This window comes from Streptomyces sp. NPDC058284 (genome assembly GCF_042881135.1).
In the GTDB taxonomy this organism is placed as follows: Bacteria; Actinomycetota; Actinomycetes; order Streptomycetales; family Streptomycetaceae; genus Streptomyces.
In genome coordinates this window covers 58,718-74,040 of the sequence record NZ_JBHVYE010000010.1, presented here as the reverse complement: position 1 = coordinate 74,040, position 15,323 = coordinate 58,718, and the positions used below count along the sequence as shown (strand labels likewise).

14 protein-coding genes are annotated in these 15,323 nt (G+C 69.3%); 10 read left to right on the top strand and 4 right to left on the bottom strand.

Going from position 1 to position 15,323, the window contains the following annotated elements:
- Positions 1-2: 2 nt before the first annotated feature.
- From ACFVYR_RS16390 to ACFVYR_RS16355, 8 genes are all read left to right on the top strand, one after another.
- Complete coding sequence (locus ACFVYR_RS16390; protein WP_384250759.1) at positions 3-578, top strand: NADH-quinone oxidoreductase subunit J; 576 nt, start codon at positions 3-5, stop codon at positions 576-578.
- Positions 578-1,003 (top strand): NADH-quinone oxidoreductase subunit NuoK, encoded by a 426-nt coding sequence (nuoK, locus tag ACFVYR_RS16385; protein WP_384250533.1) that lies wholly within the window; start codon positions 578-580, stop codon positions 1,001-1,003. Before ACFVYR_RS16390 ends, nuoK begins: the two co-directional genes overlap by 1 nt.
- Positions 1,000-3,009, top strand: a complete 2,010-nt coding sequence (locus ACFVYR_RS16380) for an NADH-quinone oxidoreductase subunit L (protein ID WP_384250530.1) — start codon at positions 1,000-1,002, stop codon at positions 3,007-3,009. Before nuoK ends, ACFVYR_RS16380 begins: the two co-directional genes overlap by 4 nt.
- Positions 3,010-3,039: 30 nt before the next feature.
- Positions 3,040-4,878 carry an NADH-quinone oxidoreductase subunit M gene (locus tag ACFVYR_RS16375; protein WP_384250528.1) on the top strand — a complete coding sequence of 613 codons (1,839 nt, stop codon included), beginning with the start codon at positions 3,040-3,042 and terminating at the stop codon, positions 4,876-4,878.
- Between the two features lie 2 nt (positions 4,879-4,880).
- Complete coding sequence (locus ACFVYR_RS16370; RefSeq protein WP_384250757.1) at positions 4,881-6,416, top strand: NADH-quinone oxidoreductase subunit N; 1,536 nt, start codon at positions 4,881-4,883, stop codon at positions 6,414-6,416.
- 162 nt (positions 6,417-6,578) lie between these two features.
- Positions 6,579-7,442, top strand: coding sequence for a zinc metalloprotease HtpX (gene htpX / locus ACFVYR_RS16365; RefSeq protein ID WP_384250526.1), 864 nt, complete (start codon positions 6,579-6,581; stop codon positions 7,440-7,442).
- Complete coding sequence (locus ACFVYR_RS16360) at positions 7,439-7,834, top strand: YccF domain-containing protein (protein WP_384250524.1); 396 nt, start codon at positions 7,439-7,441, stop codon at positions 7,832-7,834. Before htpX ends, ACFVYR_RS16360 begins: the two co-directional genes overlap by 4 nt.
- 235 nt (positions 7,835-8,069) lie before the next feature.
- Positions 8,070-8,336 (top strand): GlsB/YeaQ/YmgE family stress response membrane protein, encoded by a 267-nt coding sequence (locus ACFVYR_RS16355; RefSeq protein WP_384250522.1) that lies wholly within the window; start codon positions 8,070-8,072, stop codon positions 8,334-8,336.
- Between the two features lie 348 nt (positions 8,337-8,684).
- On the opposite strand, the gene ACFVYR_RS16350 is transcribed toward ACFVYR_RS16355, so the two are convergent.
- The 4 genes from ACFVYR_RS16350 to ACFVYR_RS16335 all read right to left on the bottom strand — a co-directional run bounded on the left by ACFVYR_RS16350 (position 8,685) and on the right by ACFVYR_RS16335 (position 11,571).
- A complete protein-coding gene (locus tag ACFVYR_RS16350; protein ID WP_384250520.1) occupies positions 8,685-9,065 on the bottom strand; it encodes a hypothetical protein in 381 nt (126 codons plus the stop codon).
- 94 nt (positions 9,066-9,159) lie between these two features.
- Complete coding sequence (locus ACFVYR_RS16345) at positions 9,160-9,876, bottom strand: class I SAM-dependent methyltransferase (protein ID WP_384250518.1); 717 nt, start codon at positions 9,874-9,876, stop codon at positions 9,160-9,162.
- 27 nt (positions 9,877-9,903) lie between these two features.
- A complete protein-coding gene (locus tag ACFVYR_RS16340) occupies positions 9,904-11,376 on the bottom strand; it encodes an asparagine synthase-related protein (protein WP_384250516.1) in 1,473 nt (490 codons plus the stop codon).
- Positions 11,377-11,448: 72 nt separating this feature from the next.
- On the bottom strand, positions 11,449-11,571 hold the full coding sequence (locus ACFVYR_RS16335; protein ID WP_365824858.1) for a hypothetical protein: 123 nt from the start codon (positions 11,569-11,571) through the stop codon (positions 11,449-11,451).
- 1,277 nt (positions 11,572-12,848) lie between these two features.
- Here ACFVYR_RS16335 and ACFVYR_RS16330 point away from each other — a divergent pair.
- Positions 12,849-14,180: a tol-pal system YbgF family protein gene (locus tag ACFVYR_RS16330; protein WP_384250514.1), complete on the top strand. Its 1,332-nt coding sequence runs from the start codon at positions 12,849-12,851 to the stop codon at positions 14,178-14,180.
- Between the two features lie 523 nt (positions 14,181-14,703).
- Complete coding sequence (locus ACFVYR_RS16325; protein WP_384250512.1) at positions 14,704-15,303, top strand: tyrosine-type recombinase/integrase; 600 nt, start codon at positions 14,704-14,706, stop codon at positions 15,301-15,303.
- The last annotated feature ends 20 nt before the right edge of the window (positions 15,304-15,323 follow it).

Sequence of the window (15,323 nt, the reverse complement as noted above, 5' to 3'; positions counted from 1 at the left end):
AGATGGTGAGCACGGTGAGCCTCGCCGCCGACGCACCAGGCTTCCTCTCCCCGACCGGCGTCGAGATCGCGTTCCTCCTCGTCGGACTCGTCACGCTCGGCGCGGCGGTCATCACGGTCACCACGAAGCAGCTGGTGCACGCCGCCCTGTGGCTGGTCGTGGCGCTCGGCGGGCTCGCCGTCGAGTACCTGTTGCTGCGGGCCGAGTTCATCGCCTGGGTGCAGGTCCTCATCTACGTCGGTTCCGTGGTCGTCCTCCTCCTCTTCGGACTGATGCTCACCAGGGCGCCCATCGGCCGCTCCCCGGACGCCGATTCGGGCAACCGCCCGGTCGCCTTCGCGGTGGCCCTCGTCGCTGCCGCGGCCCTGGTCTGGGTCGTCGTGGACGCGTTCCGCACCACGGTGATCGACCTGGACGGCGCCGCCCAGGGCTCCACCGACGTGACCGGATCGATGCTCTTCCGGAACTGGGTGCTCCCCTTCGAGGCGCTCTCCGTCCTCCTCCTCGCCGCCCTCGTCGGCGCCATCGTCCTGTCCCGCAAGAACGCCGCCGCCCAGGACCGGGAGGAGAACAGCTGATGCACCTCCACCTCGCCTACCCCGCCGTCCTCGCCGCCCTCCTCTTCTGCGTCGGCCTGTACGGCGTGCTCGCCCGGCGCAACGCGATCCTCGTCCTGATGTCCGTCGAGCTGATGCTCAACGCCGTCAACCTCAACCTGGTCGCCTTCGACGTCTGGCTCCGCGACTCCCTCCACGCAGGGCAGGCCCTGACCCTCTTCACCATCGCCATCGCCGCCGCCGAGATCGGCATCGGCCTCGCGATCGTCCTGGCCGTCTACCGCAACCGCGGCAGCTCCGCCGTCGACGACCTCCGCGACACCGCCGAGGGCCCGGACGACCCCGACGGCGATGACGACGACCCCGAGGGCGCGGCCGCCGAAGAGCCCGGCCGGGCACAGAAGCCGACGCAGACGCCGACGCAGAAGGCTGAGGCCACCGCGTGACCACGACCACCCTCGCCGTCCTCGTCCCCCTCCTCCCGTTCCTCGGCGCCGCCGCCGGCCTGCTGCTCGGCCGCCGGGTCCCCGGTTTCGTACGTCCCCTCGCGGTGCTGCCCACGCTGACGGCCCTGCTGCTCGCCGTCCTCGTGGCCGTCCGCCAGGGCGGCGGCACCGGCGGCGGCCAGGCCTCCCTCGACGCGGCCACCGAGCTCACCCCCACCGGCTCTGTCCCCATCGAACTCGCCCTGCACATCGACGGCTTCGCCGCCCTCGTCGCCGTCCTGGTGGGCGTCGTCGCGTCCTGCGTGCAGATCTACTCGACGGGCTACCTCCGCGAGGACCCGCGCTACCCCTCGTACGCCGCTCTCGTCTCCCTCTTCACCTCCGCGATGCTGCTCGTCGTCTACTCCGGCGACCTGATGGTGCTCCTGGTCGGCTGGGAGATCATGGGCATCTGCTCGTACTTCCTGGTCGGCCACTACTGGGAGACCCCCGAGGCGCGCGCCGCCTCCCTGAAGGCCTTCCTCGTCACCAAGCTCGGCGACGTCCCCTTCCTGATCGGCCTGTTCGCCCTCGCCGCCGACACCGGCTCCTTCCGCGTCACGACGATCCTCGCGAGCGTCGCCGACGGCGGCCTCGACCATCCGACGCTCATCGCCCTGCTGCTGCTCGCCGGGGTGGCGGGCAAGTCCGCGCAGTTCCCGCTGCACACCTGGCTGCCCGACGCGATGGCAGGCCCCACGCCCGTCTCCGCGCTGATCCACGCCGCGACGATGGTCGCCGCCGGTGTCTACTTCGTGGCCCGGCTCCTTCCCGTCTTCGCCGCCTCCGCGGCAGCCCTGGTCGTCCTCGCCGTCATGGCCGCCGTCACGATGGCCGGTTCGGCCCTCGCCGCGCTCGCCCAGGACGACATCAAGCGCGTCCTCGCGTACTCGACGATCGGTCAGCTCGGCTACATGACCGGCGCCCTCGCCGTCGGCGACCGCGGTGCCGCCGTCTTCCACCTCCTCTCGCACGGCGCCTTCAAGGCGCTGCTCTTCCTCACGGCGGGCGTGCTCATCCACGCCGCCGGCACCAACTCGCTCGCCGCCATGTCCCGTATGAAGGGCCTGCGCGACCGCGTCCCCGACGCGTACTGGACGATGACCGTGGCGCTCCTCGCGCTCGCCGCGATCCCGCCCTTCAGCGGCTTCTTCTCGAAGGAGGCGGTGCTCGGCGCCGCCGAACACACCGCCACGGGCCACGCCGGGTCCGTGCCCACCGCGGCGGGCTGGATCGTCCTCGTCGCCGGTCTGCTCACCGCCCTCCTCACCGCCGCCTACGCGACGCGCCTGTGGCTGCTCGCCTTCAACGGCCGAGGCCCCGAGGCGCCCGACCACGGCAGGCAGCCCGTCACCATGACCGCCGTGCTGTGGGTGCTCGCCGTCCCCTCCCTCGCCTTCGGTCTCGCCGTCGGCGTCCTGCCGGACTGGTTCGACGGCCACTCGCTCGCCCCCACGCTCACCACCTCCGTCCTCGGCACGGGCCTCGCGCTCGTCGGTGTCCTGGTCACCTACGGCGCGTGGCGCCACACCACGGCGCTCGCCGCCAAGGTCCCGATGGGCGCGGTCGCCGCGGACCCGGATGGCGACGGCGGCCTGGTCGAGGCGGAGGCCATCGCCACCCACGCCCCCGCGTACGGAGACGTCGCGTCGGCCCGCGACCCGGCCGACCCCGGCCGCCTGCTCCTGGGACCGCTGCACCGGCACGCCGCCGTCGGCTTCCGCCTCGACGCCGTCTACGCAGCCCTGTTCGTACGCCCCGTCCGGGCCGCCGCGACCCTCGTCCGCTTCCTGGACCGCGAGGTCGTGGAGACGTACGTGCGCGGCGCGGGCGCCGTTCCCCGCTGGCTCGGCGCGGCCGTCCGCCGTGCGCAGACCGGCAATGTCCAGACCTACCTGAGCGCGCTGCTGGCAGGCACGGTCGTCCTGGCCGTCGCCGCCGTCCTCGTCGCCACCGCCGGAGCGTGAGCAGCCGTGATCGGTATCAGTGAGTCCGTGATGCAGTTTCTTCTGGCGTTGATCGTCGTCGGCCCGCTCATCGGCGCCGTGGCGGCCCTGCTTCCGGCCCCGCCCGGGCTGAAGGGAAAATCGCCCGACCAAGCCGTACTGCGGCACGGGGTGGTCGTGACCGGGGCGATCCTGCTCGCCGCGATCGTCCTCGCGCTCGGCTTCGACCACGACCAGCCGTCGAAGATGCAGGCCACGACCGATATCAGCTGGATCCCCGCACTCGACGTGCGCATCCATCTCGGCATCGACGGCATCTCGCTCCCCCTTCTGGTCCTGACCGCGCTGCTGACGTTCCTCTGCGCCCTCTACTCCTACTTCAAGCAGCAGCACGAGCGGCCGACGCCGCGGGCGACCGGGCCGTCCCCCAAGGCATTCGTCGCCCTGACCCTCATGCTCGAGTCCGGCACCCTCGCGACCTTCGCCGTCCTCGATCTGCTGCTGTTCTTCCTGGCGTTCGAGATGGTGCTCATCCCGATGTACTTCCTCATCGCCCGCTGGGGCGGTGCGCAACGCACCCAAGCTGCCTGGAAGTTCATCCTCTACACGCTGCTCGGCTCCGTCGTGATGCTGCTCGGCCTCCTTCTGATCGGACTCAAGTCCGGCACATTCGACATGGTGGCACTCGCCACTGACAACGGCCGGGGCCTGGCCACATCCGTGCAGGTCATCGCGGTTCTGGCGATCGGGATCGGGCTCGCGGTCAAGACGCCGATGTGGCCGCTGCACAGCTGGCTGCCGGACGCCCACACCGCCGCGCCGACCGTCGGCTCCGTCCTGCTGGCCGGCGTCCTGCTGAAGATGGGTACGTACGGGTTCGTCCGCATCGTCCTGCCCATCGCCCCCGACGGAATGCGGGAGTTCGCGCCCTACCTCGCCGCCTTCGCGGCCGTCGGCATCATCTACGGATCCCTGGCCTGCCTCGCGCTCGCCAAGCAGGGCGCGAAGGGCGACCTCAAGCGCCTCATCGCGTACTCCTCCGTCGGCCACATGGGCTTCGTCCTGCTCGGCATCTCGACGATGAGCCCGACCGGCGTGAACGGCGCGCTCTTCGCCAACATCGCCCACGGCCTCATCACCGGCCTGCTGTTCTTCCTGGTCGGCGCGGTGAAGGACCGCACAGGCACGACCGACCTCGACTCCCTCGCCCAGGAGTCCGGCGCGGCGCTCTACGGCAGGGCACCGCGCCTCGGCGGGCTCCTCGCGTTCGGCGCCGTCGCCTCGCTCGGCCTGCCGGGACTGGCCGGATTCTGGGGCGAGATGCTCGCGCTGTTCGGCGCGTTCGACCCCGCCGACGGCCTGAGCCGCCCCGCCTTCCGCACCTTCATGGCGATCGCCGCGTTCGGCACCCTGCTCACTGCCGCGTACATGCTCATCGTCGTACGCCGGGTCTGCATGGGACCGGTGCCGCGGGCCGCGACCGACGCGCCCGCGAGTGCCGGACCGACGAGCGCCGCGCCCGCGAGTGCCGAGCTGACGAGCGCCGCGCCCGCGAGTGCCGGGCTGACGAGCGCCGCGCCCGCGAGTGCCGAGCTGACGAGCGCCGCGCCCGCGAGTGCCGAGCTGACGAGCGCCGCGCCCGCGACCGACGGATCCACCTCCGGGCCACCCGCCGACGGGCCCACCCCCGAGCCGGTCACCGGCGGTCCCACCCCCGCCAAGCTCGCCGACGCACCCGGCCCCACCGCACTCGCCGACGTCCACGGCTACGAGTTCGCCGCCTGGACCCCGCTCGTCGCCCTCACCGTCCTCGCCGGACTCTGGCCCGCGGCTCTCCTCGGCCTGACCGACCCGGCCGTGCAGAAGCTCCTCACTGGAGGCAAGTCGTGACCGTGGCCGCCGAGAGCGCCGCAAGCGCGGCAAACCTGGTCCAGTCCGTCGACTGGCTCGCGATCGCACCGCCGACCGTCGCGGCGGTCGTCGGCCTCGTCGTGCTCGTCGCCGACCTCTTCGTGGGAACCCGCAAGAAGGCGCTCCTCGGCTGGATCTCCGTGGCGGGCCTGGCCGTTGCCGCGCTGTCCCTGCTGCCCCTCCTGGACGACGACCGCTCGACCTTCTGCCTGACCGGTGGCGCCACGCACGCGTGCAGCTACACCGCCGACCGCTTCACCCTCGTCATCCAGCTCCTCGTCCTCGGCGGCGCCCTGCTCGCCGCGCTGCTCTCCATGAGCACGCTCAAGGACTCCGGGGACGAACTGCCCGCGGGGGAGTACTGGTTCCTGCTGCTCTCCTCCGCGGCGGGCGCCGCCCTGCTGCCCGCCTCGCGCGACCTCGCGACCCTCATCGTCGCCCTGGAAGTGGCCTCCCTGCCGGCGTTCGCGCTCGTCGGCCTGCGACGCGGCGACAAACGCTCCTCCGAAGCGGCCCTGAAGTTCTTCCTCTCCTCGGTCACCGCGACCGCCGTGAGCCTCATGGGTGTCAGCTTCGTGTACGCGTCGACCGGCACCCTGCACCTCACCGAGGTCGCCACCAAGCTCCAGGACGTCGACGGACAACTGCACACCCTGGCCCAGACCGGCGTCGCCCTCACCCTCGTCGGCTTCGCCTTCAAAGTGGCGGCCGTCCCCTTCCACTTCTGGGTACCCGACACCTACGTGGGCGCGCCCCTGCCCGTCGCCGCCTACCTCTCCGTCGTCGGCAAGGCCGTCGGCTTCTCCGGCCTCATCCTCGTCACCGTCGTCGCCTTCCCCTCGTACGCGGACGTCTGGGGCCCGGCCCTCGCCGTCCTCGCCGCCCTCACCATGACCGCGGGCAACGTCGCGGCCCTGCGGCAGCAGACCACGCGCGCGTACAGCGCGGTCCGCCTGCTCGCCTGGTCCTCCGTCGGCCAGGCCGGCTACCTCCTGGTGCCGATCGCCGCGGCCGGCTACGCCGACAACGAGGCCGCCGCAGAGAAGGCCGTCGGCTCCACCGTCGCGTACGCCCTGATGTACGCCGCCGTGAACCTGGGCGCCTTCGCCGTGGCCGCACTCGTCGGCCGCACCCGGCGTCTGAACCGCGTCAGCGACTACCGCGGCCTGTACGCGCGCAGCCCGCTGGCCGCACTCGTCCTCGGCTTCTTCCTGCTCTGCCTCGCGGGCCTGCCGCCCGGCATCATCGGCCTCTTCGCGAAGGTCACGGTCTTCTCGGCCGCGGTCGACGCGGGCCTCGGCTGGCTCGCAGTGGTGATGGCCGTGAACGTCGTGATCGCGCTCTACTACTACCTGCGGTGGACCGCACTCCTGTTCCACGCCCCCGAGGGCGAGCCCGTCAAGCACCGCGTCCCGGCCCCGCTCACCGCGGCCATCGCGCTGACGGCGGTCCTCGGCATCGCACTCTCCGGAGCGCCCCAGCTGATCCTGCGCTTCTCGGACACCGGCCTGTTCTGACGCGGCGCCCGGCCGCCGTCACCCGCGCGGCCTACATCGCTCGTACGTGCACAAGGGAACTAGTGCTCCCCGCCTGGCGTTGACCAGTACGGGAGGGTCCACTGAACAGTGGAAGCACCAGTCAGCAGAGGGTTCCCCCACGCACCACCAGGAGGGCGTACCGTGCACCGCCGGCACAACGGGCTGAAGACCGCCGTACTCCTCGGGGTACTGTCCGCGCTCATCCTCGTCATCGGCAGTTTCTTCGGGCGTACGGGGCTGGTCGTCGCGCTCTTCGTGGCGCTCGGCACCAACGCGTACGCGTACTGGAACAGCGACAAGCTCGCCCTGCGCGCCATGCGCGCCCGCCCGGTGAGCGAGTTCGAGGCCCCCGAGCTGTACCGCATGGTCCGCGAGCTCTCCACCCAGGCCCGCCAGCCCATGCCGCGCCTGTACATCTCGCCCACCGAGGCGCCGAACGCGTTCGCGACGGGCCGCAACCCGCGCAACGCGGCGGTGTGCTGCACCGACGGCATCCTGCGCCTCCTCGACGAACGCGAACTGCGCGGTGTCATCGGCCACGAGCTCAGCCACGTCTACAACCGCGACATCCTGATCTCCTCGGTCGCCGGCGCCCTGGCCTCCGTGATCATGTTCCTGGTCAACTTCGCCTGGCTGATCCCCGTCGGCCGCTCGAACGACAACGAAGGCCCCGGCATCTTCGGCATGCTCCTGATCATGCTGCTAGGCCCGCTCGCGGCCTCCATCATCCAGCTCGCGATCAGCCGCTCCAGGGAGTACGAGGCCGACGCGTCCGGCGCGCAGCTCACCGGCGACCCCCTGGCCCTCGCGAGCGCCCTGCGTAAACTCGAAGCAGGGACAAAGCAGTTGCCGCTGCCGCCCGAGCCCCGTCTCGAGACGGCGAGTCACATGATGATCGCCAACCCCTTCCGCCCGGGGCAGGGCATGTCCAAGATGTTCTCCACGCACCCGCCGATGGCGGAGCGCATTGCCCGACTCGAGCAGATGGCAGGTCGTCACCGGTGAAGACAATCCTCAACGTCATATGGCTCGTCCTCTGTGGCTTCTGGATGTTCCTCGCCTACCTCGTCGCGGGCGCGCTGCTCTGCGTCACGATCATCGGCATCCCATTCGGCCTGGCCAGCTTCCGCATCGGCCGCTATGCCCTGTGGCCCTTCGGCTACACGACGGTTGAGCGCCGCGACGCGGGCGCCCCCTCCTGCCTCGGCAACGTGCTGTGGCTGATTCTCGCGGGCTGGTGGCTGGCGATCGGCCACATCGTCACGGGCTTCCTCCTGTGCGTCACGATCATCGGAATCCCCCTGGGCATCGCCAACTTCAAGCTGATCCCGGTCTCCCTGCTGCCGCTCGGCCGCGAGATCGTCCGCACGGACGAGCCGTTCGCCGCGCGCCACTAGGCGCTCGCCCTCTCCCGACGGCGCCCAGGTCCTGCTCTTCGAGCCGAACGGCGGCGAGCCGCGGCACGCCTGGTTCATCGACGCCCCGGACAAGCGGCTGGCTCCTCTCCGGCAACAACGGCCGCTGTGGCGTGTGCCGCACCTCGTGGACCACCGCAACCGCACCGCTGCGGAGTGACGTCTTCCAGGGCAACGGCGCACCAAGCTCACCGCGCGAGAAAGGGCAGGTCACCGCATGGGCATCATCAGCTGGATCGTTCTGGGACTGCTGGCCGGAGCCATCGCCAAACTGCTGCTGCCCGGCCGCGACCCGGGCGGCTTCATCGGCACGACCGTCATCGGCATCGCGGGCGCCTTCGTCGGCGGCTGGGGCTCCGCCCGCTACCTCGACCGCCCGGTCGCCCACCACTTCTACGACGGCGCCACCTGGGCGGCGGCCATCGGCGGCTCTCTCGTCCTGCTCATCGCCTACCGCATCCTGTTCGGCCACTCACGGCGCTGAGACGCCGTTCCCCGGCCTCGGGGACAGCAGCAAGGGCGGGCACCCGGCACGGGGCGCCCGCCCTCCGTCGTCGTACGACAGTGACTACCGCCATTGCCGGCGGCAGTGCTGGTGGCAGTACTAGCGGTAGTTCACGAACTTCCCGCTTGATTGTCTGACCTGCGCGGACTCGGCAATAGTCGTCCTGACCTGCGAAAACCACTCTCGGTAGTTGCCGAGGTTTTCCGCGGTCTTCTAGGGCCGTGTGCCCTGGCTGTGCCCTCGGGAAGACTAAGCATTCGGGGCCGTTAGGAAGCGGTTCACCTGGGAGGGCCACCCGACGGCAAGACGTAGGGCAGGGGCCCAACCTCAGCCGGTCATCACTGGCACGATCACGGCTGCGACAGCGGACGCGAGTCCGCCAACGGCGATGAACGCCCCGAACTTCTCTTTGGCGGACGGGAAGACTGCCCTTGAGAAATCTCCAGCCTTGCTCCTCAGAACAACCATCTTCATCTTCTGCCACCGATGCTGGCGGAGATTGCAGCCCATCAAGATTCCCGAGGCGTTGCGTCGGCAGTAAGAGCCGTTGCGATTCACTGCGCCGCACCACACAGGCAGCTGAAATGTCGCGTACGCAACGACCGCCAGCGAAAGGACCACGATCACAGCAGTGGCAGCCCCGCTGCCCCAGGCCAGGACCAGTGCCGCCGCCGCTACGTAGCCCCAATACGTCCAAATCCCCCTCATGAGCGGGGACGGTACAGCGGGGCAGCGCCGATGCACAGAGCGTGAATGAGCCACGTCGAGGCCGAGGGCGACAGCAGCGAATAGCTCGCAGCGGTCACGGCCGGTAGCGCGCCACGGTGTACGCGGTCGGCCCGGTGAGCGTTCCGTTCCTGGACTCGTCCACCATGTCGACCACCTCGAACCCTGCTCCTGCCGCGTAGTGCTCCAGCTCGCGGGGGAACAGGACCCGGCGCCTGACCACGTCCCGCGCTTCGTCGCCCGACTCGAATGTCCACAGCCTGTGCATGGTGTTGATCTGCGTCCGTAGATCCCACTCGTACCGAACGGTGACCGTGGCTCGTGTGTCCGGGGTCTCGACGGTGGCGGTCGTGGGCTCGGCCTGGATGATCGGCGATACGGGAGAGCAGAGCACGAGGACCGCGCCGGGGCGCGCGTGCGCTGCGAAGGTCGCGAACACGTCCTGTACCGCGCTGTTGCCGTGCACGTAGGCCAGCGAGTTGCCGAGGCACGTCACAGCGTCCACGCGGCGGCCGAGCCGGTACGCGCGCATGTCGCCGGTCCGGATATCGAGGCCGGGGCGGGCTCGGCGTGCGTGCGCGACCATGCGTTCCTGTAGATCCACGCCGACGCACTCGAATCGCTTCGCAAGGATCTCCAGGTCTCGCCCGGTGCCACATCCGAAGTCGACCAACGTGGCAGCGTCCGGCCGGTGCTGGTCGATCAGCGCTTGGCACGTCTCCGCGGTACCGCTGTCCGCCTGCACGGCGTCGTAAAGGGCGGGGTTCCGGTAGAAGACGTTGGTAGCTTCCATGGCGCTCGGCCTCCGCGTCGGGGCTGCTCATGCGAGGGCCCGCAACCCGATTTCCAGGGCGAGTGTGTCGCAGAGCAGGTCGGGCACTGTGGGCGCGCGTTCGGCGTGCTCTCGGGCCAGAGCGAGCGCCTTGGGGTCAACGTAGCCGAGATCGACGAGCAGGGATTCCCGCAACATTCCATCCAGAATGGGGAGTCCGTACACACGCAACCCGGCTTCCATGACCGCCAGGAAGTTCTCGGGCTCCGCAGGCGAGGCGACGGACTCGGGTAGGCCCGCCCGTCGTAGCCGCTCGCGGAACAGGGCCTTACCCCGCTTGTGCTCCGTGGGGAGCTGTTCCATGAACCGCACGATGCGGGGATGCACCAGCGGGTTGACGGGCCAGACTCCGACCCGCAGGTATCCGGGATTGTGAAGCCCGCTCGCCATGAGGGCCGGCAGGGGCAGAACCGGGATCGGAGCTAGGTTGCCGTCCACGTCGGCGACCGCTTCCCTTCCCTGCCTCGCGAGCCAGGGGACCGGCTCAGGTCCGGGGAGTTTGGCCGCTGTCCTTGAGTGACAGGCGTTGATCTCGTCCCCGCCGGTCCCGGTAAAGATGACCTCGCAGCCACGCGCTGCCGCTTGTTGACGCACCACATCGAACGCCTCTTGGTAGAACGCCCCCGCGGGGTCATGGGGTGTGCCGAGGGCGCGCACCCCGCCCGGTACGAACGGCGGATGCTGCATGGCGGGCACGGCCGTGTCCCGGAAGCCGAGATGGTCGACCAGCGCCCGTCGGCGCTCGCGCTGTTGGGCTCCGATGGCTCCGGCCATGAGCAGGCCGAAGCTGTAGGCATGGCCGTACCCGGTGGCACCTACGGACAGGGCGACGTTGCCCGAGTCCGCTCCGCCTGAGAGTTCGACGCCTACGCACCCGGTCGCCACCGGGGCTTCCTCTACGGCCTCGTTCAGCAGTGCGTCGAACACGACCAACGGGTCTACTCCGCGGCGCAGGGGCCGGGGCTCCAAGACATGCTCGGCGGGCTCCGGGTAGATCATGGCGAGCCCCGACGAGGTGAACACGGCCGAGGCGCGTTCAGTGAGTCGATGCACTCCCTCAAACAGGGTGTCGGCGGTGTACCGGTGCTGCCTGGTCAGCGCTCGGGCTACCGCGCGCGGTACGAGCCGGTCGGGCCGTAGGTGTTCATGCAAGTCGGCGATGTCCCAAGACGCGTGCAGCACGTCGCCGAGGGCCACGAGATACAGCGGAGCAGTGCCGAACAGGCCCGCTGAAAGCCAGACCTCGCCAGGCTTGATCACGACCGCCGCGAATTCTGCCTCGTCGCCCTTGAACTCCCTCACCGTGAGGGTCACTCGCTGTGGATCGTCGTTGTTAAGTACGGCGACGAGAGCCGACACGTTCGCAGGGGCGATCCAGCTTTCCCCGCAGGTCCAGCGGCCGTTTTCCCACTGCCAGTTCGGTGTCTCAAGGTCCGCCAGGCGGAGACGTAGCGAAAGCACGTGGTTGCCTCTCTCACGGGCACGGCGGGGCGAGGCCCGGTCAGCCTCACCCCGCCGCACATCAGGGACGGATCACTTGGTGGAGCAGTGATCGCCGTTGTTGTCGCCGCCGCCGGGCATCTTGTCCATCAGTGCGGCGTCCATCGCGGGAACCCCGGTGATCAGGTCTCCGGTGAACAGGTCGTCAACGTTCATGGCGTTGCTCTCCTAGGGTTGAGGCAGACCCCGCGGCGGTTGCTGCGGAGTTGGCCCGTCCGGCTGTCGACTGTCAAAGCAGGCGGCCGGACGGGGGCTTAGCTGTGGCAGTGCTGCCGTGGGGGCAGCACTGCCCCTTGGCGGGGCACGCCCCACCGCTCCACCGCGGGGGCGGGCTCGCGCGCATCGGTCTTGCTTTGGGTGTCCGTGTGCCGGTCACCGCACATGGCTCGTCCTCTGTCGGTCTGGCATCGGGCAGTGGTAGCCCGCCACCGGTCGGGGGATCGGTCGCCCTCGCCAACCCGATCGGTAGCGGGGAGATCACGGGGCTTGCTGGGCCCGCCCTGGTCGCCCGTGGGGACAACACGACCAGGACGGGGCTATGGGGTTACACCCAACGGCGCCGACGGGCTCGGTGGCGCGGTCCGGTGCGCTGCGGCAGTCGATCAGCGGGCAACTGCTGTGTCGGCGGGGCCGCTCCGCGCGCGTTCAGCACGATGCGGTGGTGCAGCCGATCGACGCACGGCCCGCAGTAATAGAGATCAGCGATGACGTGCCCAGTCGTCTGCGCGGGGTCCATCCACAAGACTCGGGCCTCGCTACTTCCGCACCAGCCCCAGCAAGATCCGGTGATCCACCGGTTACCGTCGTCGGTCCTGGCCGGGGCAGGTGTGCCGGTTACGTCGGGGTGTAAGACCCCCGAGGGCAGTGCAATCACGTGGGGCCGCCCCTCCACATGACCCATGGACGTTGGAGAGCCTCCGCGTAGCTGGTGTGGCCGGGATGCTCTCGCATGTGCTCGAACGTCCACCCACGCGCCACAGCGAAGTTCTCGGACTCCTTGGACTCCGCTCCGCACGGCTTGCCGGTCTCGTCCTCTGCGAGACACCGGAAGGCGTACGTCGTGGGCGGCGCATCAACGTCCCGGTCCGGCCGGATGGTCCAGCGGACGAAGCCCAAAGTTCGGTGCGTCACGAGACCACCCCGCAGCTTCGCGCGTTGGCCGTCTCGACCTTGGTCCACAGGTCCGAGTGAGCCTCGCTCGTAGGCCGATCTGCCTTGGTCGGCTGTCGTTCTGGATCGGGGGGCCTCTCATCGCCGACCCCGGATTTGAGCCGCGTCGCTTCGTCGTCCCTGACCATGCGGATTCCTTGTACCTCGGCGGTGATCTCTCCTGCCTCTACGCAACCGCACGACTACGCGCGGCGGTACCGTTGGCACTGAGCGGCGGCTTTAGAGCGTTTAAAGCGCCTACGGGCGCGGGGAGTTGAGCAGCTATGCCGAATGAGCCCCTGCAACGCCTGTTCGCGGAAAGCGGCTGGACCCTGAGTCAGTGCGCCCGTGCCGTGAACCGGGTCGGGGCGGAAGATGGGACACCGCTCAAGTACAACGGCTCGGCGGTCCACCACTGGTTAGGCGGAACGACGCCCCGCAGCGCATCCGTGCGCCGATTCGTCGTCGAGGCGTTCGCGCGCCGCCTGCGCCGCCCCGTGACCCACGCAGAGGCGGGTTTCCCAGCTCCAGCCGATCAAGAGCAACGACTGCCGCTTACGGTGGAAGGGCTGATCGAGCTTGGGAGGCAAGACATGGACCCGTCCCGACGGAGCGTTCTCGGGGCCAGTCTGTTCTCTGTCGCGCTCACCATCCCTGGATGGCCGGACGTGATCGGACGTGCCGAAGCGGTCGCGATGGGCCAGACCCAACGCATCGGCATGAGCGACGTGGAAATGGTCATCGCTATGACGGAACGCGTCTCCGACCTCGACGACGAGTTCGGTGGTCGCTACGCGCGCCCGATGGCCGCTGCGTTCCTCGTCAACACTGTTGCGCCCGCACTCCTGGCCGACGGGCCCGAGCACGTACGGGACGCGATGAAATCCGCCGCTTCCGATCTTTGCTACCTCACGGGCTACATGGCCGTGGATGAGGGCTTGCACGGCCTCGCGCAGGGCTACTACCTCAAGGCGTTGGAACTGGCCGGAGCCGCAAAGGACCACCTCACCTACTGCACCACTCTGCGGGGCATGAGCGTTCAGGCGGTCGACCTAGGCCACGGACAGACAGCCATGCGCCTCGCCGACTCCGCCGCGGCAGCATCGCCGCAAGCGGGACCCCGGATGCGCGCCTTCCTCGCCGGGCAACAGGCCCATGCGTCCGCGCAGATCGGCGACCGAAACAACGCGCTGCTGTACCTGCGGGAAGCTGAGACAGCCATGGAGAAAGCCGAGTCCCGCGCCACGACTTTCGCCTCGTACAACCCGTCGTCACTCCTGTACCACGTCGGACAGATCCGGTATGAACTCGGCGACGTGAAGGGGTCGATCGAGTCGCTACAGGAGTCGGACAACTTGCGGCACCACACCTTCCGCCGCAACCGCGTCCGCTTCCTGTCCATCCAGGCTGAGCGCCAACTCGAACTCGGCCACCTCGAAGCGGCATGCGATACATGGGGCAAGGTCGTGGAGATCTACCCGCACGTGGAATCCGGGCAGTGCGACACACGCATGAACACGATGTACCGGCGCATCCGGCCGTACCTCAAGAACCATCGCGCCCGCGCCCTGTACGAGCGGGCGCGACTCGTGACCCCCGAAAGGCTGCTCGCCTGATTGGAACGGCCCAGCCTGAAGCTAAGGCGATGTCCTATGTGGCGAGGCGAGTGGGACTCTATGGAAGGCCTTCAGGCTCACCGAGGGATGATCATATCGGTGAGTTGCCCCGCATTTGGCATCCGACCTCGATTGAAGACGACCGCAACAAAGAGCACCACCAGTGGCAGCAAAGGGACGAGCGCAATCCGGCCGTCGGACATACAGGCATGGATCAAGGACCGGTCGCAGGTGCTCGCGCCGTCGACTCTGGCTGTTACGTACGCCTACTTGGTAACTCCGCTGAAGACGGCCGTTCGAGACCGGATCATCGCGATCAGCCCTTGTGATGGTGTGCGGCTGCCCCCGGCAACGGAAAGTCGAGATCATCCCCTTGCACGCGGACGCGGTCCGCGCGCTCATAGACGCGGCAGCACCACGATTCAGGGCCTTGTACCTGCTCGCGGCATCGTCCGGGTTGTGACAAGGGGAGCTGTTTGGCCTGGAAGTCGACTGCATCGACTTCCTGCGCCGTGAGGTGAAGGTGCGTCAGCAGCTCATCGACCCAGACGACGGTGAGCCCTACCTCGGCGAGCCCAAGACGCACGAGAGCTACCGCACGGTGCCGCTCACGAAAGCGGCAGTGGACGCGCTCGCAGTGCACCTTGAGCAGTTCCCCGCGGGCGGCGGCGTGAAGATCGAGGACCGGACCGACCCGCGCAAGCCGCGCCACCGCACGGCACGGCTGCTCTTCCTTAATGACTACCGCGCGGTGGTTCGGCGCGGGGCGTGGTCGCACGTGTGGCGAAGAGCCCGGCAGAAGGCGAACAAGGCGCTCGCTGCGGCGCACGACAAGGCGCACACGGCATGGGTCCACAGCGGCAGGCCGCAGGGCGGCGAGCCGTCCCGCGTCGAGGTGCCGGACGGTGCCAGCCTCTACGACCCGCGCCACTTCTACGCGTCGCTCTTGATCAAGCACCGGGAGAGCGTCAAGACGGTGCAGAAGCGGCTAGGCCACGCCAAGCCGTCGATCACGCTCGATACGTACACGCACCTTTGGCCCGATGAGGAGGACACAACGAGGGCGGCCGTCGAGTCGGTCCTCGGCGATGTGCCCCCGTTGTGCCCTGCTAAGTCTGCTTAGCAACGTCCGTGCAGGTCAGA

Bases quoted from the DNA above. Each gene is read 5' to 3' on its own strand.
- ACFVYR_RS16390 (WP_384250759.1), top strand. From the start codon at position 3: ATGGTGAGCACGGTGAGCCTCGCCGCCGACGCACCAGGCTTCCTCTCC.
- nuoK (WP_384250533.1), top strand. From the start codon at position 578: ATGCACCTCCACCTCGCCTACCCCGCCGTCCTCGCCGCCCTCCTCTTC.
- ACFVYR_RS16375 (WP_384250528.1), top strand. From the start codon at position 3,040: ATGCAGTTTCTTCTGGCGTTGATCGTCGTCGGCCCGCTCATCGGCGCC.
- ACFVYR_RS16355 (WP_384250522.1), top strand. From the start codon at position 8,070: ATGGGCATCATCAGCTGGATCGTTCTGGGACTGCTGGCCGGAGCCATC.
- ACFVYR_RS16350 (WP_384250520.1), bottom strand. From the start codon at position 9,065: ATGAGGGGGATTTGGACGTATTGGGGCTACGTAGCGGCGGCGGCACTG.
- ACFVYR_RS16345 (WP_384250518.1), bottom strand. From the start codon at position 9,876: ATGGAAGCTACCAACGTCTTCTACCGGAACCCCGCCCTTTACGACGCC.
- ACFVYR_RS16335 (WP_365824858.1), bottom strand. From the start codon at position 11,571: ATGAACGTTGACGACCTGTTCACCGGAGACCTGATCACCGGGGTTCCC.
- ACFVYR_RS16330 (WP_384250514.1), top strand. From the start codon at position 12,849: ATGCCGAATGAGCCCCTGCAACGCCTGTTCGCGGAAAGCGGCTGGACC.